28 protein-coding genes are annotated in these 15,976 nt (G+C 46.6%); 22 read left to right on the top strand and 6 right to left on the bottom strand.

The features are described from left to right. Positions 1-465: 465 nt before the first annotated feature. Complete coding sequence (locus tag OU814_RS17375; RefSeq protein ID WP_268184532.1) at positions 466-774, bottom strand: hypothetical protein; 309 nt, start codon at positions 772-774, stop codon at positions 466-468. Positions 775-1,301: 527 nt separating this feature from the next. Between OU814_RS17375 and OU814_RS17370 the strand changes: the two genes are divergently transcribed. The 18 genes from OU814_RS17370 (at position 1,302) to OU814_RS31380 (ending at position 10,475) form a co-directional block, all read left to right on the top strand. Beyond that, on the top strand, positions 1,302-1,523 hold the full coding sequence (locus tag OU814_RS17370; protein WP_268184531.1) for a hypothetical protein: 222 nt from the start codon (positions 1,302-1,304) through the stop codon (positions 1,521-1,523). Positions 1,524-1,619: 96 nt separating this feature from the next. Further along, complete coding sequence (locus OU814_RS17365) at positions 1,620-1,937, top strand: hypothetical protein (protein ID WP_268184530.1); 318 nt, start codon at positions 1,620-1,622, stop codon at positions 1,935-1,937. 47 nt (positions 1,938-1,984) lie between these two features. Next, positions 1,985-2,143: a hypothetical protein gene (locus tag OU814_RS17360; RefSeq protein ID WP_268184529.1), complete on the top strand. Its 159-nt coding sequence runs from the start codon at positions 1,985-1,987 to the stop codon at positions 2,141-2,143. Between the two features lie 68 nt (positions 2,144-2,211). Beyond that, positions 2,212-2,427, top strand: a complete 216-nt coding sequence (locus tag OU814_RS17355; protein WP_268184528.1) for a hypothetical protein — start codon at positions 2,212-2,214, stop codon at positions 2,425-2,427. Positions 2,428-2,615: 188 nt separating this feature from the next. Further along, positions 2,616-3,596, top strand: coding sequence for a ParM/StbA family protein (locus OU814_RS17350; protein ID WP_268184527.1), 981 nt, complete (start codon positions 2,616-2,618; stop codon positions 3,594-3,596). Further along, a complete protein-coding gene (locus tag OU814_RS17345; protein ID WP_268184526.1) occupies positions 3,597-3,839 on the top strand; it encodes a hypothetical protein in 243 nt (80 codons plus the stop codon). A gap of 54 nt (positions 3,840-3,893) precedes the next feature. Next, positions 3,894-4,208, top strand: a complete 315-nt coding sequence (locus OU814_RS17340; protein WP_268184525.1) for a hypothetical protein — start codon at positions 3,894-3,896, stop codon at positions 4,206-4,208. A gap of 234 nt (positions 4,209-4,442) precedes the next feature. Continuing rightward, positions 4,443-4,703, top strand: a complete 261-nt coding sequence (locus tag OU814_RS17335) for a hypothetical protein (RefSeq protein ID WP_268184524.1) — start codon at positions 4,443-4,445, stop codon at positions 4,701-4,703. A 92-nt stretch (positions 4,704-4,795) separates the two neighbouring features. Further along, a complete protein-coding gene (locus OU814_RS17330; RefSeq protein WP_268184523.1) occupies positions 4,796-5,125 on the top strand; it encodes a hypothetical protein in 330 nt (109 codons plus the stop codon). Between the two features lie 11 nt (positions 5,126-5,136). Next, on the top strand, positions 5,137-5,295 hold the full coding sequence (locus OU814_RS17325; RefSeq protein ID WP_268184522.1) for a hypothetical protein: 159 nt from the start codon (positions 5,137-5,139) through the stop codon (positions 5,293-5,295). Further along, a complete protein-coding gene (locus OU814_RS17320; RefSeq protein WP_268184521.1) occupies positions 5,292-5,495 on the top strand; it encodes a hypothetical protein in 204 nt (67 codons plus the stop codon). Before OU814_RS17325 ends, OU814_RS17320 begins: the two co-directional genes overlap by 4 nt. Next, positions 5,492-5,908 carry a hypothetical protein gene (locus OU814_RS17315; protein ID WP_268184520.1) on the top strand — a complete coding sequence of 139 codons (417 nt, stop codon included), beginning with the start codon at positions 5,492-5,494 and terminating at the stop codon, positions 5,906-5,908. Before OU814_RS17320 ends, OU814_RS17315 begins: the two co-directional genes overlap by 4 nt. A gap of 11 nt (positions 5,909-5,919) precedes the next feature. Then, positions 5,920-6,780, top strand: coding sequence for a hypothetical protein (locus OU814_RS17310; RefSeq protein WP_268184519.1), 861 nt, complete (start codon positions 5,920-5,922; stop codon positions 6,778-6,780). Positions 6,781-6,857: 77 nt separating this feature from the next. Continuing rightward, positions 6,858-8,693 (top strand): ATP-binding protein, encoded by a 1,836-nt coding sequence (locus OU814_RS17305; RefSeq protein ID WP_268184518.1) that lies wholly within the window; start codon positions 6,858-6,860, stop codon positions 8,691-8,693. A 465-nt stretch (positions 8,694-9,158) separates the two neighbouring features. Next, positions 9,159-9,341 (top strand): type II toxin-antitoxin system HicA family toxin, encoded by a 183-nt coding sequence (locus tag OU814_RS17300; protein WP_268184517.1) that lies wholly within the window; start codon positions 9,159-9,161, stop codon positions 9,339-9,341. A 4-nt stretch (positions 9,342-9,345) separates the two neighbouring features. Further along, positions 9,346-9,723, top strand: coding sequence for a hypothetical protein (locus tag OU814_RS17295; protein WP_268184516.1), 378 nt, complete (start codon positions 9,346-9,348; stop codon positions 9,721-9,723). A gap of 173 nt (positions 9,724-9,896) precedes the next feature. Next, on the top strand, positions 9,897-10,253 hold the full coding sequence (locus tag OU814_RS17290; protein ID WP_268184515.1) for a hypothetical protein: 357 nt from the start codon (positions 9,897-9,899) through the stop codon (positions 10,251-10,253). A 48-nt stretch (positions 10,254-10,301) separates the two neighbouring features. Further along, the gene (locus OU814_RS31380; protein ID WP_442786145.1) at positions 10,302-10,475 is read left to right on the top strand and encodes a GIY-YIG nuclease family protein; all 174 of its coding nucleotides are present in this window, start codon (positions 10,302-10,304) and stop codon (positions 10,473-10,475) included. Here OU814_RS31380 and OU814_RS17285 read toward each other — a convergent pair. Then, entirely contained in the window at positions 10,445-11,161 is a 717-nt protein-coding gene (locus tag OU814_RS17285) for a hypothetical protein (protein WP_268184514.1), read from the bottom strand. The genes OU814_RS31380 and OU814_RS17285 overlap by 31 nt on opposite strands. Before the next feature lie 48 nt (positions 11,162-11,209). Beyond that, positions 11,210-11,401 (bottom strand): hypothetical protein, encoded by a 192-nt coding sequence (locus tag OU814_RS17280; protein ID WP_268184513.1) that lies wholly within the window; start codon positions 11,399-11,401, stop codon positions 11,210-11,212. Between the two features lie 47 nt (positions 11,402-11,448). Here OU814_RS17280 and OU814_RS17275 point away from each other — a divergent pair, with 47 nt between their 5' ends. Then, complete coding sequence (locus tag OU814_RS17275; protein ID WP_268184512.1) at positions 11,449-11,661, top strand: hypothetical protein; 213 nt, start codon at positions 11,449-11,451, stop codon at positions 11,659-11,661. 54 nt (positions 11,662-11,715) lie between these two features. On the opposite strand, the gene OU814_RS17270 is transcribed toward OU814_RS17275, so the two are convergent. After that, entirely contained in the window at positions 11,716-12,153 is a 438-nt protein-coding gene (locus OU814_RS17270) for a hypothetical protein (RefSeq protein ID WP_268184511.1), read from the bottom strand. A gap of 165 nt (positions 12,154-12,318) precedes the next feature. Between OU814_RS17270 and OU814_RS17265 the strand changes: the two genes are divergently transcribed. Continuing rightward, on the top strand, positions 12,319-13,017 hold the full coding sequence (locus tag OU814_RS17265; RefSeq protein WP_268184510.1) for a recombinase family protein: 699 nt from the start codon (positions 12,319-12,321) through the stop codon (positions 13,015-13,017). Positions 13,018-13,135: 118 nt separating this feature from the next. Here OU814_RS17265 and OU814_RS17260 read toward each other — a convergent pair whose 3' ends face one another. Then, a complete protein-coding gene (locus tag OU814_RS17260; protein WP_268184509.1) occupies positions 13,136-13,411 on the bottom strand; it encodes a hypothetical protein in 276 nt (91 codons plus the stop codon). A gap of 282 nt (positions 13,412-13,693) precedes the next feature. On the opposite strand from OU814_RS17260, the gene OU814_RS17255 reads away from it, so the two are divergent. Both OU814_RS17255 and OU814_RS17250 read left to right on the top strand, forming a co-directional pair. Further along, positions 13,694-14,359, top strand: coding sequence for a hypothetical protein (locus tag OU814_RS17255; protein WP_268184508.1), 666 nt, complete (start codon positions 13,694-13,696; stop codon positions 14,357-14,359). A gap of 172 nt (positions 14,360-14,531) precedes the next feature. Next, entirely contained in the window at positions 14,532-14,690 is a 159-nt protein-coding gene (locus OU814_RS17250) for a hypothetical protein (RefSeq protein WP_268184507.1), read from the top strand. Between the two features lie 26 nt (positions 14,691-14,716). On the opposite strand, the gene OU814_RS17245 is transcribed toward OU814_RS17250, so the two are convergent. After that, positions 14,717-15,301: a hypothetical protein gene (locus tag OU814_RS17245; protein WP_268184506.1), complete on the bottom strand. Its 585-nt coding sequence runs from the start codon at positions 15,299-15,301 to the stop codon at positions 14,717-14,719. Positions 15,302-15,976 lie beyond the last annotated feature (675 nt).

The following is a 15,976-nucleotide window of genomic DNA, read 5'->3' as shown; positions in this document are numbered from 1 at the left end:
GTGTTTTGGCTAATGTTTTTTAAGCAGCATTCATGCTGTTTTTTGCTCCGGCTGAGATAGCAGCCGCTCTGCGAGTACAGCCGAAACACTCAAATTTCGCCGCTCAGCTTCCCGCTCGATCTCCAGCGCAAAGCTGAGAGGGAGACTGCAACCTAAAAACTTTTTTGGCTGACCCTTTTCGCGCTTCTGCACACAACGTCTAAATTTCCGCATATTGACTTCCTGAATTAGGACAACCAATTTTGGGAAAAGCTGAAAAACACTCAAAAAAGCCTTGTTCCTAGCACGTTTCAGCGTTTTTCAATACAAACGATCTATCAAAACAGTCCTAAATCCGATGAATTCCTATAGAAAAACGTTGAAAATAGCCGTATACAGGGATATTCAGCCGCTTTTACAAAATGTCACAATCGGATTAAAAGAACAAATGATCCTCTGATCCATCAATGGGCATCAGAGGATTTTCTATTCGTTGCCATCGACAGGCGAATCATTATTTGGGGCAGACGCACGATCGTCTTTCTGTGCATCTGCTGATTTCGCTTTTTTGCCTGCGCCTTTTCGAGTGCCTCCGCGTGTTTCCCCTAATGGCTCAGCCTCAGGCGGAATAACTCCGTTGATCTTTCCATGCTGGAAGATTAGGTCTTCGAGATATTCATTGATAGATTTTCCGGTGCGATTTGCTAATTCCTTAATCGCCTCGATACATCGTTCATCTAGTCGATAGCCTGCGTTCTTCCGTGGCACTGTCGTTGCTGTTTGAAAAGTGATCATATCTTCTCCATACATTGAAGCGTATAAATCTCAGCATAATCTAACTTCTTTGCAATGTAATAGTACTATTACATTGATTTATCTTATCAAAATGCTAGTACTTTATTGAGATTGTAAAGCTGATTACAGACTAATTTCAGCTTGTTTTTTCAGTTTTTTAGCACATAAGCGATATCAATGTAATAGTACTAACACTTTGAAAAGAATCGAGCTATATTAGTTTCAAGCGAGGGGAGAGACAACCCCAAGCCGGGGGTGAAAGTCCCTCACGGGGAGTCCGCTCAGAGTGATGCCTCTCGTAGATAAGAAGACCGAAATCAGTCGGGGTGAGCAACCGACTCTAAACACAATGCTTTCAGCGCTTGAAGCTTCACGGGTGAGTCATTTTTTCCAACTTAGCTTTGCCCCTCACTTTGAAAAAAGATCTGGTCTACGATTGAATCAGGGCTTGAGCCGTAAAACCTGCTCAAATTTTGTCCGAAGTATTGATTCCATTACATTGATTCAAAGCTCCAATGGAAGAATATATGTCAGACCAAATGAAGAAATTTACGTTCCGAAATCCCGCAACATTTGAAGACCGAAGCTTTGCAGCCCTCGATTTCATTGGAGCGTTAAACCAAGTTAGCCATGCCTGGTTTGATAGTTCAGAAGTGATCGACTTTCATCTTGATAGCAGTTCTAGAGTCACGCTCCTAGGCAACCAATCCACCGGAAGCGTGATTGGTAGAGTTTTCTATCACAATTGATCAGCGCGATCGATAACCAAGTCGATGTTCTAGGTGCAATTCCTAAACGCGCTATTGCCTACGGGCATTCAAACTACTATTGCGAGGAATTCAATCATGTTCACATTCATTTTGTGCGCTGCAATTGGCGCATACACTTCTCAGCGTGTTTCCGTTGTTCAAGATGGCGAAATTGCTTCGATGTCAGTTGACTATCAGCGAGTTTGGCAGGACGCGATCGCATTCTTCGCGGCGATCGGATTCGTCTACGGTTGGGCGATTTCAACCGGACGCAATGCTCGAAAGTACTTTGACCTTGCACTTCTGCCTTGGTTGGAGCAGCGCGGAATTTCGGTTCAGATTCCAACGATCGAGCTTCCCATGTTGCCTGAAGCAGAAAGCGAAATCGACGAGTTACTAGAAGCGCAAGTTTAGACAGCGAAAAGAAACGGGGTCAGCGCTGACCCCAAGGAACAAAACTAATGATTATGCCGAAACTTAGAAGCGCGATCGTTCCTTTGCTATTCCTGAGAGCTTTCGCCATCCTGACTGCTGGAAATGCGAGAGAACTTCTCGAATTGAATCAGCGAGTAGTGCCCCCGGATCGTCCGTCAATCACGAATTTTGACGAGCAACGCTAATCAAAGAGCCGCTCCCACCTTGCACAGTAGAGCGGCTCTTTGTTTGTCCAATTACGAACAACAACATTATGACAACAATCACGACCTCTGACGCGATCGACCTTTATATGCTTCGCATTTCCAAGGCTATTCAACCGCGAACATTAAAGCGAGTTTGCGGCAATTGCAGGGAATTCGATCGCGGACTTTGCAGGCTGAAAGCGCGATCGGATTGGGGCGAAATTGCAAGCAGAACTCATCCAGATCGAGCGGCTTGCAGTTTTGCTGTGCTGCATCCGTTCTAAGTTCAAAAGGTAAATTCAGCCTAAAAATTGCTGTTTCTTAGCAGAAATCGATACTTTCTAGCCCAAAACAGCAAACAGCAGATCTCGACTCCTAGCCCAAAAAGAAATTCTTTTACTAGAAAACGTTTACTTTTTGGGCTAGTTTCACCCAAACACAAAAACTGAACCTCATAGGAGATTTTGAACGAATGGCACGAACAATCATCGCAGGCGTTGACACGGGGAACTGGAAAGAGAAGATCGTTTACTCCGAAGTTTCCAAGAAAAAGTCAGAGCCGAAGCAAATCTCAATGCGTAGCGCGATCGACTTAGTTGATTCCGACTACCCGAATGCAATCACCTGCGCCTCTCAGTTTTCGCACTGGAACAATCAATCATGGATTGATTGTTCCGATGGCGATGAGGAAGTTATGAACATAGAAAACGGCAAAGCTCACTTTGCTTTACCCGTTCTGATTTCTGCAATGTGGGATGTGTTGAAAGATGGCGACAATTTGAAATTAGCTGTCTCAGTCCCACGTAAGGATTTACACGGCAAATCCATTGAATCCGCGCTTAACGGGGTTCACTCCTTCACCTGCAACGGCGTTACTAAGCGGATCGATATCGAAGTTCTGAGTACTTTTCATGAAGGCGTCGGAGTCATCTTGGATGAGCGTCCGCAAGCCAAGAAGGTCTACCTGATGGAAATCGGAGGCGGAACAATCAACGTTAGCGCCTTCGATAAACTAAAAGTCCTTTGCGACCCGTACATTGCTCCCAACTGCGGATCGCGAACCTTGATTAATGAGCTTGCAAATTGCACCGAAGCGGTTCAAGCAGTCGGGAAGGTTGGCGGACTTTCCAAGGAAACATCAGTCAATATTCTGGAAAAGCCAGGTCATACAGTGTCCGGGTTGAACAACTTCAGCGATTTTTCCAGTGTGGTAGAGCGAGAGGTTCACAAGTGGCTCGATCGGGTACTGCCTGATTTAGAGAAGCGGACAATGCAGCACTTGGAGCAAACAGACATGAAGCTTGCTTCCGGCGGCTCATGCCTCATCCCTGCTGTTCGTCGGTATTTGGAAGCTAAAGGCTTCACGATCGTCTCTGACCCACAATGGGCGAATGCTAAAGGGCTTCACGCGCGCGCTGTTTGGATGTTTCAAAGCCAAGCGGAGGCAGCGTAAATGAAAGCTGGAAAACTTCGCCCTTATATCAGCAAGGAACTCGTGAGCCAATGCCGCGCAATCTATCCGAGATTTTCGGGTGATGACGCGGCATTCATTGAATGGATTCTTCAATCATTCAGTGCAGGTGCTTTGACCTTTGGCGGATTTCCTCATTCGCTGGTAACGACTCCAATCGCGAATCAGTCTGAGGAATCCCCCGATGAGGATGAAGATGACCTTCTCGGCGATGAGACAGATTAGCAATGCAACTCGCCCCACTAAACACAAAATCAATGAGGATTCAATCATTCTCCCATGACCAAACCCGAAGTTTCTCAGGAGGTTGAGCAGTTTTTCGACAGTGTTCCCCGCGATGACTTGCTCAACCTTCATTCTTTTCTGAAGTCGGAAGCTAACGAATTCAGCGGACATCGCATCGATGCTGTTTGGCAGTATCCCGACATTCCCAACGAATATGACGATCCGGAAATGCTTCACATCTGTTGCACCGTCCGCGATGCGTTCGAGTGGTGGAGTTTTGATTTCAGCGACCCAGACGATCGGCAAGAAATTGACTATCTCATTTACGCAATTGAAGAACTACTAGATGAGGGTTATGGACTCGATTAGCAGTTCTTCAAGCTTTACTCAGATTGACGATGAGTTGAACAAGAAACAAAAAAAAATCTACTAACCATGATGGAATTCCCCCCGGAGCATATCGCTCAATTTAAGGCTTTCGAGAATTTTCGATTGCTTGAAAAATGCTGGAAGCTGAGCCAGCGTCCAAAGATTCTCCGAACATCTCGATCGATCATCAGAATTCCTCAGTCCAATTTCTCCAATCCATCCAGAGGCTAAAAAGTGTACATCATCAAATTTTCGGCATTTGAGCTTCTTACTCGCGGCTCGACGGAGCGCTATCTAGTGGCTCCTGTTCTTCCGCGAACGGGCGACCATATTAACTTTGAGCAGGATCAGTATCGCGTTTTAGACATTGAGATTTCGAGCATTGAAGCAATGCAAGAGCAGCTTGATGCAAATCAAATCGCTTTCCATGCCAAGGCGAGCTTGCTCAAGATGATGAAGATGCCGAAAGAAACATCTGAGAAATCTGCTGACTGACTTTCAATCAAAAAGCCGATCGCCCAGCCCGTGACAAAGGAAAGCGATCGGCTATCCCCAAACAACGTAAATCACTTGAGGATTCAACCATTATGAACAAATCGATCGGATATTTCGGCGGAGATTACAACAATCCCGCGATCGCTCAGTTTGCAAACCAATTTGAAGATGCAGCAGGCAAGTGTTTGCTGTCGGACAACGACCAAAAGGCATTAGTTGCTGTGCTTGCGGTTCACGCTTGGGGTTTGGCTTCCGCACTTCAAGACGACTTTTGGACAAGCGTTACAGACGCGATCGGGGATGGTGTGGAAACCTCAATGGAAAACGAGACGGCGACCGATCCAATGCTGCTTGCACTTCAATCGCTCGAATCGCTGGAAGATCCCATGCAGTGTTACGCACTCATCGCTTGGTTGGTTTAGGAGGGCATGAGATGAGCAACTATCACCGTGATGATGGCTCGACGGCAAGCGGGATTTTCGTATTTGGATGTGTCCTGCTTGCCTTTGTCGCTGGCTACTGGGTGCGTGACCAGGGCGTTCGATTTCGCCTTGATATTCCTCAAATCGAGCAACGGAGATTGAGCAAATGACACGCTTTTTAATTCCATTTATCGCCCTGGTCGCAATCATCCAAGGATGCCAACCTATCAGCCATCAGCCCAAAACCGAACCGATTAAAGGCTTTGAAGTTCCTGCTGATCGTCCAGCAATCGAACCAACCAACCGGATTCAAAACAACACAATCCGACCGGATGAAGTTGAGCAAATCGAGCAACGGAGGGCAAAGTGAGCCTACCCAAACAGCTTTACAAGTTCTCTCGAAATGCTGGTCTCGGCATCCTGCTAACTTCCGTTGCCATCGGTGGCAGTCAACTATTCATCAAAGCGGGTAAGCAGCATGAGACCGATATGCGGACTGCCCAAATCGAGCAACGGGCGCGGATTGCAGAGAAGCAAGCCGATGCCCAAAACCGAGAGGCTACGGCATTTCAGAAGGCGGATCAGTTAAACATTCATCGCCTGATTGTCAACGATGTCGGCAGGGAGCAAATCAAGCCAGGGCTTCCATTTTGGAACACTCAACCGACGCAGACACGGTTGATTTTTGACAAGTTCGAGCGATGCGCGGGTATCTGGAAGGATCGCAAATTCACGCCAGACACCAAAGTTTGTAATGACCCTAATCACCCCTTACTCAAATAGGAGCAAAACTCATGTCAATTCGTAGCACTCAAGGCAATTCAACTCAGACCGAAACGCCCAAAGCGCAACCACCGAAAGCGAATCACAGCACCGACCCGACTGTTGATGACATCGTTGCTTCAATGGCAGACACGATCGCGTGGTTCTTCTCCCGTCCTGCGGCGCTTTACAAATGGTGTACGGCTCCAAAAGGCGGGCAGCGAATCTTTCTCGGTTCAATGGCGATTTACTTTTGGTTGTGCAGCGCTGAATCGTACTGGCAAGCACTCGCGATCGGTAACTACTTCTCTAAGACTGGCAAGTTTGATGGCTCATACATTGCCGAAACTCATCCGTCATTCATGCCCAAGCCGTTCAGTCCTAACAATGGCGATATTCAGAACATTGGGATTGCATTCGCTGATCCGAATTTCTATATAACCGGGATTATCTCGATCGTCGTTCTCGGAGTTCAAGCCAACTTGCAGCGCGGTAAGAAGTCTGTCGCCAAGGCTAAGCAGGACTATGAAGCGGTGAAGAATTTTCGGGTGGGGGACGTTCCAAAAGAATCGATTGACCTGGCGCACATCGAAGCGAAAGCCTACAAGCAAGCAGGTACAGCCAATCACAAGAAAATCTCAGGGGCGGTTCGAGCTTCCTACGTTGTGGATATTGCGTCGGCAGTTGCACCGCTCTATCGGTTCATGTTCCTTAGTCCTAGCGCTTTCGTGACTTGTGCAATTTGGACTTATATCAACGTGTTCGCGGCTGAAAAGTTTGTGGCACTGTGGCAAGCGAATGAAGACATCGTAAAAGCCGAGGGAGAGTCGAAGCGCTTCCCTAAGCTACTGAACTTCAGAAAGCCATCTAAAAACAAATCCAAATCGGCATAAACAACAAAGCGCGATCGCAGGCGTGAACTGCGATCGCGTTTCTGTTCCATTCAAGTTACTTTCTCGGAGCTACCCAAATGGCATTAGATAAATTTAACCCGCAACGGATGAATGACGAGCATTTGTTGCCTGCAACCCTGCTAGAAATGGGTGATACGCTCAACTTCATTGAGACTCGCAAACATGCGCTACGCAATGAGATTAGAGAGTCAAAGACTAATGCCGGAGTCGGTAAAGTATCCGCTCTTGCTGGCATGGCAGGTGGCGCAGGCTTACTCATTCTCAGCAATCCATTGGGTAGCCTGTTTATCGCGGGTGGCGCGATTTGCTATGGTGTCTCGGTTTTCGGGCAATGGCTGCAAACTGGCAAGCTTCAAATCATGCCGATGTCTAGCAAGACCCAAGCAGAGAGAGATTTTGAGTTAGCCAGTTCAACCGAAACCGGAAACGCTTACGATGTCGCTGCAATCCAAGGACAGCGCGATTCAATTCGAGAGAATGCAGCCTACTTGAGCGATCGCGAAAAGATTGAGTATGAATTGCTCCACTTCTCACCAGAAGGATTGCTATCAGCAATGAACCATGTACCACCGACGCAACGGTGGGCGTGCTATCAATTTCTGATTGATGCGTTTCTCGCGGGAACGATTCAGAGCTACTTTGCAAATCCGCAAGCATTGCGAGACGTTCTAGGCAATCCCGCAATTTATACAAGCCATCTGCCAGAAGCATCGAAGCGCTTCCCTGAATATGGGTTGCAAAGTGCAGGTGCAATTGAAGGGGAGAAAGCGAGATCGACTTTTCAACCTGCGGCAGTGTCCACAATCGGGGCGAATACCCGATTGAATGCGGTAGAGGCGCATTCCTCGCCAATGATTCAAAGTGTCGGTTCTACGGCTCAAAATGGAGCATCTGAGGACATTGCAAAGTCACTTGCTGAACATCTCCAATCGACTTTGATTGTTGGGCAACCAGGGGCAGGTAAAGGACTCACGATCGCTTACGCAACTCGCTGGATCAAACAGCTTCATCCTGCTTGCCAAATTTGGGCGATTGATCCGAAGTCAGATCCGGCAGAGGCGGATTACTGGAAGATGTGCGATCGCTTGCTGCAATGCCCTATTCGTCCGTTCACTCCTGCTGAGGACATGGAAGCCATTCAAGACGCGATCGATAACTTCATTGCTGAGTTTCAAAACTCACGCGCACCCATGAAACTTCTGATTTTTGATGAAGCCTTGGCGGTGAAGGAAAAGACCGGGAAGTGGTTCAAGGGACTGATGGCAGGGTTCAACGCACTTTGCTCAATGGGACGGAGTTCTAAGCAATATGGATGGCTAGTGAGCCAATCGCCGAATACCGATGATTTCGGCATCAGTGGCGGAACTCGCAACGTTTACAGACGGGTGTTGTTGTTGGCGAAATCAAATCAAGGATTGATTGCCAATCGATCGACTTTCTTTAGTGGTGAACCGACTCAATCCCAACTGAACGAAACCGGGCGAGTGTACTTCGACTCGATCACAAATTCGTGGGGAATCACTCCGGTCTATCCTGACCTGGTTCAAGATGTTGCACCGGAACCAAAACCGGAACCACGATCGCGCAGACATTCTTTAGAGTCGATTCTGCAATCTGATGAAGCCGAGCATCCGATCGAGCAGTTCTATCACAGCGATTCAATGCCATCTGATGCCGCTAAAACAGATGATTCAGAACTCGCAATCAGAACCGAAATCAAGCGTTTCCTACTGGCAAATAGTGAAGGATCTAAACCTCGTGACCTTGCCAGAAATGCCCGTCAGCCTGTTCGTGGGATGTCTACAGAGGATATCAAGCTTTACCTGGAAGTAATGGCGTTAGATAAAGAAATTTACGAGGTTGATGGCACGTTTTTTACTAACAGTAATTAACCTCTGTCGCATTTGTCGCATTGTCGCAAAATATCCCTTGTCGCATTCTGTCGCAACGGTGCGACAAGGGTGCGACAGCCCTTGCGACAGTGCGACAGAATGCGACATGCGACATGCGACACCGCAAAATGCGACAGTGCGACGCTCTACAAATGAACTATCAAACTATTAGGAGATGACCATGCATTGTGTCGTTTGGGAAGTTAAAAATGAAGTAGAATTTTTGACCAGATTAAAGGATGGAAGGACAGATTTTGATGAAATTCCTGTTGTAGCTAAAGACTCGATCGAGGGCTTTGAGTCTGATTTCGTGCCGCCGATACACTCCTGCATCACCCTCCAATTGAGGAGACAAATGTTGAAGTTTCGGGTTGTTTTCATTGATACGTACATCGAACCAATAGATAACGAAACGCAAGTCTCGGCCGCGCATCTTTACGTGATTCGACTCGCGGGGAATAAGTCATGAGCCACAAATTCAAACAGCAACTCCAAGCCCACGGATGGCAGTTCAAGCGCAATGGCAAAGGCTCACATCAAATCTGGAGCCATCCACAGCGAGGGACGATCGCGGTTTCCCTCGCTGCTCAACGCGGCAAAATCGATCGCGCACTCTCGTCAAAATTGTTCGGCGTTGCAGGAGTTTAGCCGCATGAAATTAGCATCATTTTGTGTCCCTGGATTCAATCGCTTCGATCCGATCGGCTTGGAGTTCCGCGCCAAATCAAAGCGGCTCGGAATTGAACAAATCTATTTCTGGACTGCACCATTCGGGGAGAAAAACGATCGTCTTTTCCGATGGATGCCAAAAACATCAAGCTGGAAAGAATGCCCGGTCGCTGGCTTGAGCGAGAAGAAACGCCAGCAGTTGATCGAATGTTGGCAATCGCAGACTGAGATCGGGCTGTGGGTCGCTCAGTCGAAGCGAATTGCCGAGCTAAACCGGAATTTACGCGATCGTCCGGGTTGTCAGTTGAGCAGATTAAACGCGCTTATGTTCGAGTCGTGCTTCGACGAGTTGAGCTGCTGAATATGTTCGATATGGATACGGTTTTTAATGAAATCGAGTCCGATTCACTCGTAGTACTGGTAGCACATAATGCAGTGTGTTCGAATTCAGGTAAGTAGTTTCCGCCATTGTGCCGAGCTGTATTTCTCAATACTTCGGATACAAAAGAAGAAACAGCTAGGCAAAGAAAAATCATGAAATTCAAGAATTTGATGCTCTCAAGCGCGATCGTCCTTTCTTCTGTTGTGGGATTCGCGAGTCAGAGCAAGGCAGAACCGAGCGCTTGGGTTGTTCAGCAAAGCGCGATCAGCGCAGTGCGAGATCTGTCTAATTACAGCCTCGATCGAGTTGAAGATCAAACAATTGTCCGTGGATTGAGATCGTACTGCGATTTGTATGATCAGGGATTAACGAGCAATGAGATATCAGATCGGCGGGTCGCATATCTGCGTAAGCAGTCAGCCGAAAGCCGGGAAAGACTTCATGATTTTCTAGTGAGCCTTGAGGTGATTGCGACTAGCCGCGTGTGTCCGCAGTATCGCGATCGTTGATCCTTTTCGCACTGTTCCTCATCAAATGCGCGATCGATCCTGTGCCGCATGATTTACGTAATGCATTCCGAGCGGCAACAAGTGCTCAAAATTGGTATCGCCAAGGATATCGACAAGCGGCTCATGACCCTCAGAACCTCATGCTCTGATAGGGAGGTTCTACGGCAGGGTGTGTGCTGGATGCTGAAATCTCAACACCCAGCGACTACTTTTGCAGCGTGATATTTGGCACGGTTAAAGGTTTGATACTGAGACAAAGGGTTCGCACGTTCGTTTATCTCGAATGCAGTTAGCGCTACTCGATCCGGGTCTGGTTCCTCTTGTTTTGATTCACAGGTGAATTTCATCGCAAGTTCCAGATCGTTTGTACGAAACTGGGCATTTCCCCTTCTCCATGTTTGTAAGGTTTCCCGCGCATATTTGGTATTCTCAGCAGTTGAGAGATATTTCTCCATTTCTTCTGCAAACCTTTCACCATCTGTTTTTGATGGCTGTGCTTTGATTTCCGGTTCAACAGGTGCAATGGGAACAGGAGTAGAGGCAGCAGCAACCGAATATGCTTCACCCACCTCGCCCCTAACAGACTTAGCGAATTTCTCGGCTCTAGTACGATCGCTGAAACTAGCTAGTTGTACTGTCGGCTTTCCGGTCTTCTCGCGAGTTTTCGCGATCGCATCCTTGCAAAATTTCGCTTGAATCTCTGCCAAGTTCCCACCGTCGATAAAAACCGGATACCAGTTGTCAGCACTGCCCGAATCCCCGCACGTTTCCTTAGCGGTCCGTGTAGGGATAGGAGCTTGATTTGCTGTAGAAGTTGGACTCGGTTTCGATTCATTATTGGCAGCGATTCCAATTCCTCCAAGAATTCCGAGCGCAATTGGAATCAGGATAAGTAGGGGGCGCTTCATTAGTCTGTCTCAGTATTCCGCTTTAAAATCCTGTCATATAAATCACATTCAGAATCCAGCAATAAGGCTGAATGTGATGGCACGATCGAGCAGTAGCCAGAGAGATCGCGTTTCCGCATAGAAATTAATCAAAGCGCCCATCGGATCACCTGATCCGATGGGCGCTTTTTGCGTTTGGACGGTGAGAAGTTGCCCATTTTGTGCCCCCAAACTCTCGATAGGTTTTAGCCAACTGAGCAACTACTCCCAGTTGAACAGCTTAGAAGAGTAAACGTATTCAAACTACTATGGCTAGACTGCATCGCTTATTAGTCCGCGCAAACTTCGCACTTTTCGCCTGTCGGCTTATTTTCCTGCCTGTCCTGGCTCAGTCAGAGGTTATTACACCCGATCAAGCTGCCGACTTGCAACATAAGGCGCAAGTTGTTCAAACGGTCTTGAAGCCGATTGAGCGCTTAACCAAGCCTGACGACGACGACAAGAAGAAACCACGCAAGTAAAACTCAGCCGCGCATCAGATCAAGTGGTCTGATGCGCGGCTTTTTGCGTTTAAACTACCGGGTCATATCAAAAGACGATCGCTTCCTGCACTGATGGCAAGTGATCGACTTCACTTCTGCATCCTCCGGGTACGCTTCCGCCCAATCAGAATCGAGTGAGCCGCAATATGGGCAAACGATCAGCGCGTCCTCATTCACCCATTCACTCAGCAAATATGGCGGATTTGCAACGTCCGAATATACCTGAGATGAATTTGAGCCACATTCCTGCCCATTCTCAGAGGGGCATTTTTGCAGAATCAGCGATTCAAGCCGTGAAAGACGATCGATGATGTCCTGAAAGCGCTCATCAGGTGATGGTGGCACTGGCTCGCCCAGATAAAGCGCGATCGCGTTTCGGCAGATGTCCGACTTATCTTCTCCGCTCGCAGCACAACGACCGTTTAACGCCGCGAACAATTCATCGGATAGTCTTACTCCGATATTTTTCATCTGTCCCATATTTTTGATGCAATCCGCAATTCATCACTCAATTTTGCTGACAATGCTGACTTAGGTACAGCTTAAGGTCTGTTTTTGGTCGTTTTGTAGTGTTCTAACGGTATAATGTAGTGATCTAACGCCCGTAAGAACACTACAAAATGGAGCGATTCGACGATGGCAATGACCAAAACTACCCGCAAAAATGCCCCGATTCAATGGGATATGTCCAAAGTTGTCGTTTATCGGCGCGTAAGTACGGACGCACAGGAAAAATCAGGCTTGGGGCTAGAAGCTCAAAAAGAAATGTGCGATCGCACGTGCGCTCAGTTGGGATTGTCCATCGTTGCCGATTTCGCAGAGTCGGTTAGCGGGAAAGTTGACCCGCGAGAACGTACCGAACTGATGAAAGCGATCGAGCTTTGCCAGACCGAAGGAGCGCGGCTCATGATCGCCAAGCTCGATCGCTTCAGTCGCGAGGTGTATCACGTTGCTGGGTACTGCGATCGTTATTTCTTTGGAGACAGAACGCCTGAATTAATTGTGGCAGAGTCGCCCAATGCTTCCATGCTGGAATTGAGAATTAAAGCAGTGTTAGCGCAGGAAGAACGGGAACTCATCGCAAAGCGTACCCGTGAAGCCCTAAGCGCTAGAAAAGCAAGAGGAGCCGCCCCAAATGGGGAAGTAGGGCGGAATGCTGCAAGACAGAAAGCCGCGATCGCAACCGATGGGGCAATTCAATATGCGATGTCGCTCCGAGAGTTGGGACATGGGTATCATGCGATCGCCAAAACTCTCAACGATGAAGGTTTCGCCACTTCTCGCGGTGGAAAATGGTACGCCGCTAACGTGAGGCAGCGCTTACAAAGCGTATAAACGATCGGTAGGCGCTGCCAACAATCCAGAAACAGTGATTTTCGTTGATTATCAGTGATTGCGAGTAGTAATTATCCGTAATTATCCGTAGCAGAAAAAGCTGCATATCAGATACGGATCAGGGCAATTTGACAAGGCAGTCATATTCGACAAGGCGACCGCCGTTGTACAAGATGTATCGCTTCAATGGATTCGTCGGCTCGGTCGCAAACATCGATCCTTCTGCCAATGTCCCATCAAGACAAGCTTGAATCAATTTGTCTGCCCGCTTCGGTGCAAATTCTGATTGCGCTTTGAAAAGTTCCTTGAATCGTTCTAGGGTTAGGTCAGTTGGTCGATCTTCGGAATAAGTCATCAGTGGGAAAGTTACTTTGCGCAGATTAAAATAGGTCATGCTAGTTTGAAAGTCTTGGTAATTTTTCTGTAGCCGATCTGTCGCACGATCGGCTACATCCAATTTTGAAGAAACCCCACTCGATCAAGCGCGATCGAGTGGGGTTTTTGCTGTTTGAAAAAGAAGGGGGGCATACAGTTTCTACAACTGTAAAAAAACCACAATTGTAGAAACTGTAAAGACAGGATGAAGATCTCTGCCGTTAGGATTTATGTCTGTTTGAGAAAACTGCTTCTTACGGTAACGTGCGTAAGTTACCCCTTAGAGAGTAAGAAGGAACACATGAGTTTAGATGTAAAGCCTCAAGCTGAAAAAGCTGAAAAAACTTCTCGTGATATAGCAATTAGCGGAATAGCAGGCTTATTTACCGGTGGGGTTTTCGGATTCCCATTAAGTATCGGATCTTACTTGTTATGGCAAAAAATTGGCTTGAAAGGTGCAGCGCGATGGTGGGTATGGGCGGCAACTGGGATTGCCGGAGTACCAATTAGTTGGGCTATGTTCGTTGTAGTTGTAAATCCCGATAAAACTGCTACTGTAGCGCCGTCATCAAGCATCCAGACTCGGATTGAAAGGCAAAAACAAGCTGAAGCGGTAAAACTTCAAAAACAAGAACAAGAACGAGTTGCAGAATTAGAAAGACAAAAGATAGAGGCGGAAAAGAAGGCTGAGGAGAAGGCTAAATTCAGTCAGAATTTTGGCTTTGAGTCTATTGGCGAATTTCAGAAAGCGTGTAAGGCTGCAATAGCTTTAGAAAGCGGTAGCAATGATTTTGGGGTTTTTAACTCAAGAGCTTTTGAATATCCAAATCTGAATAGCTTGGTTTTAAATCAAAGCGTGTATGGCACTAATGCGTTTGGAACAAAAGTAGAGCATCAATACAAGTGTTGGAATGTACGCGCAGAAACTTCAGTTCAAGTAGAACTGATTGATATTAAATTTCATTGATCGCTCAGAATCCAGCTTGCCTTCTCGCCGCACCACTACCGCGCGTCGATCGTATACTTTGCGCTGCGCTTAGGCGAATTTCGCTCATTCACTCGTGTTTCCAGTTCACGCAACTGATCGACCGTAACCATATCGCGCGCTCCAATTTTCTCGTATTGGAAGGTGTAATTTCGTGACTCTTGACGACTACGCGAGATGGACACTTCAGGTGCGATCACTTGGTCAATTCACGCGATCAAGGTTTGGCTCAATGATGGTGTTTGGTGCGCTAGATTCGATCCTCAAGGCAACCTCAACACACTGCTTTGTATGGTTTGAAGTGGCTAGCTAAATATTCTCTCATCTCATAATACAAGGCTAAAGAGAAATGATTTTAGTCAGACCTACTTTTGTGGGTCTTCCAAATTCCTCTTCAAGTTTTAAGCAAAAGTGTCTTGTTTGTTGCCGGTTGAAAGTGAATACAGCTCCATCTTCGCCAGGTGCAATAGTAGTCCAACGCTCAAATGTCATTCCTATTTTCTCTTGATAATATGTAAAGGCTGCTTCATAAGCTGAAAGCACAATTAGAGCTTCTTCCGATTCTTTACCAAAAGTTAGAGCAATCTGTGCAACATACCAAATTAGCCATTTTCCTATTGGTGCTACAAGTCTGCTCTTACTATCACTCCTACTGATAGGTGAAGCTTCTAATTGTTGGATCTCGATAACCATCGGTTCTTCTAAATCAGGATATATACTGTAGCGAATGAAACCGTAAGTTTTGGATTGCCAAGAAATCCTAGCTATTCCCTCGTAGTCAAAGTTGGTTGCATTCCAAAGACTCAACCAATCAAAATCCCACGTTTCTGCGTTAGAAATATCATCAAAATGCGCAGGTTCAATTAGAAAGGAAGGCTTTCCATTACCGCCAAAATCAATTTGAGTTTTATAAGAAGCTGACACAATCATCTTGACTGCTGCATTTCGCGCTGTTTAAGAGGGTTATTATATGAAAACACATGATCCACCCGATGATCCACATATAGCGAGTTTTATCAAAAAAATATATAGATATAGCGTTGCCTACTGCTAAAAAAATAAGGAGGGCAATCGTTTCGCCCTCCTTACAAATTTAGATAGCCTGCCGGTCTACATTAACTGGGTGAGTTAGATCTGTGCAGACCAAGGATTTTTCCTAGTGGTGTATTCTTCAAAAATTCACGTCTCTCTTCATAAGTCATAACCTTGTGAGATCCTGCCCGAACACAGCGCGAAGCATTCTCACTTGAATCGACATCACTCTGAGAAGATTGATCTAGATGCTTAGAATCAGGCAGGTTGCAAGGTGCGTGTGGACTCATAGAAATCCCTCTGTAGTAAAACCAATACAGATTTCATCAACGTAACACAGTTTTACGGTAACGCTATCGTGTGTACACCAATATTACACGCTTGAGCGTTACGCATCTCCCTAAAAAGACTGAATTTTAATGATTATCAATTTTCCATTACATATATGTTCTTAAAATGAGTCCTAAATGAGTAAACAAGAAGTTCACAGCCTTGTAAAAAAGTAACACTCGTTGTAGCAGTTGCAAGCTTAATCTGCCTAATCGGGTTATGGTGAACGTAATTTCT

This window comes from Leptolyngbya sp. GGD, assembly GCF_026735145.1.
Lineage (GTDB): Bacteria > Cyanobacteriota > Cyanobacteriia > Leptolyngbyales > Leptolyngbyaceae > Leptolyngbya > Leptolyngbya boryana.
This window is presented reverse-complemented; position numbering and strand designations above follow the sequence as displayed.

Excerpts from the sequence above, each read along its gene's own strand:
- OU814_RS17290 (WP_268184515.1), top strand. The coding sequence starts at position 9,897 with ATGAAATTCAAGAATTTGATGCTCTCAAGCGCGATCGTCCTTTCTTCT.
- OU814_RS17305 (WP_268184518.1), top strand. The coding sequence starts at position 6,858 with ATGGCATTAGATAAATTTAACCCGCAACGGATGAATGACGAGCATTTG.
- OU814_RS31380 (WP_442786145.1), top strand. The coding sequence starts at position 10,302 with ATGATTTACGTAATGCATTCCGAGCGGCAACAAGTGCTCAAAATTGGT.
- OU814_RS17375 (WP_268184532.1), bottom strand. The coding sequence starts at position 774 with ATGATCACTTTTCAAACAGCAACGACAGTGCCACGGAAGAACGCAGGC.
- OU814_RS17310 (WP_268184519.1), top strand. The coding sequence starts at position 5,920 with ATGTCAATTCGTAGCACTCAAGGCAATTCAACTCAGACCGAAACGCCC.
- OU814_RS17320 (WP_268184521.1), top strand. The coding sequence starts at position 5,292 with ATGACACGCTTTTTAATTCCATTTATCGCCCTGGTCGCAATCATCCAA.
- OU814_RS17340 (WP_268184525.1), top strand. The coding sequence starts at position 3,894 with ATGACCAAACCCGAAGTTTCTCAGGAGGTTGAGCAGTTTTTCGACAGT.
- OU814_RS17345 (WP_268184526.1), top strand. The coding sequence starts at position 3,597 with ATGAAAGCTGGAAAACTTCGCCCTTATATCAGCAAGGAACTCGTGAGC.
- OU814_RS17265 (WP_268184510.1), top strand. The coding sequence starts at position 12,319 with ATGGCAATGACCAAAACTACCCGCAAAAATGCCCCGATTCAATGGGAT.
- OU814_RS17285 (WP_268184514.1), bottom strand. The coding sequence starts at position 11,161 with ATGAAGCGCCCCCTACTTATCCTGATTCCAATTGCGCTCGGAATTCTT.
- OU814_RS17255 (WP_268184508.1), top strand. The coding sequence starts at position 13,694 with ATGAGTTTAGATGTAAAGCCTCAAGCTGAAAAAGCTGAAAAAACTTCT.
- OU814_RS17260 (WP_268184509.1), bottom strand. The coding sequence starts at position 13,411 with ATGACCTATTTTAATCTGCGCAAAGTAACTTTCCCACTGATGACTTAT.
- OU814_RS17300 (WP_268184517.1), top strand. The coding sequence starts at position 9,159 with ATGAGCCACAAATTCAAACAGCAACTCCAAGCCCACGGATGGCAGTTC.
- OU814_RS17360 (WP_268184529.1), top strand. The coding sequence starts at position 1,985 with ATGATTATGCCGAAACTTAGAAGCGCGATCGTTCCTTTGCTATTCCTG.
- OU814_RS17350 (WP_268184527.1), top strand. The coding sequence starts at position 2,616 with ATGGCACGAACAATCATCGCAGGCGTTGACACGGGGAACTGGAAAGAG.
- OU814_RS17295 (WP_268184516.1), top strand. The coding sequence starts at position 9,346 with ATGAAATTAGCATCATTTTGTGTCCCTGGATTCAATCGCTTCGATCCG.
- OU814_RS17270 (WP_268184511.1), bottom strand. The coding sequence starts at position 12,153 with ATGAAAAATATCGGAGTAAGACTATCCGATGAATTGTTCGCGGCGTTA.
- OU814_RS17355 (WP_268184528.1), top strand. The coding sequence starts at position 2,212 with ATGACAACAATCACGACCTCTGACGCGATCGACCTTTATATGCTTCGC.
- OU814_RS17365 (WP_268184530.1), top strand. The coding sequence starts at position 1,620 with ATGTTCACATTCATTTTGTGCGCTGCAATTGGCGCATACACTTCTCAG.
- OU814_RS17325 (WP_268184522.1), top strand. The coding sequence starts at position 5,137 with ATGAGCAACTATCACCGTGATGATGGCTCGACGGCAAGCGGGATTTTC.
- OU814_RS17330 (WP_268184523.1), top strand. The coding sequence starts at position 4,796 with ATGAACAAATCGATCGGATATTTCGGCGGAGATTACAACAATCCCGCG.
- OU814_RS17370 (WP_268184531.1), top strand. The coding sequence starts at position 1,302 with ATGTCAGACCAAATGAAGAAATTTACGTTCCGAAATCCCGCAACATTT.
- OU814_RS17275 (WP_268184512.1), top strand. The coding sequence starts at position 11,449 with ATGGCTAGACTGCATCGCTTATTAGTCCGCGCAAACTTCGCACTTTTC.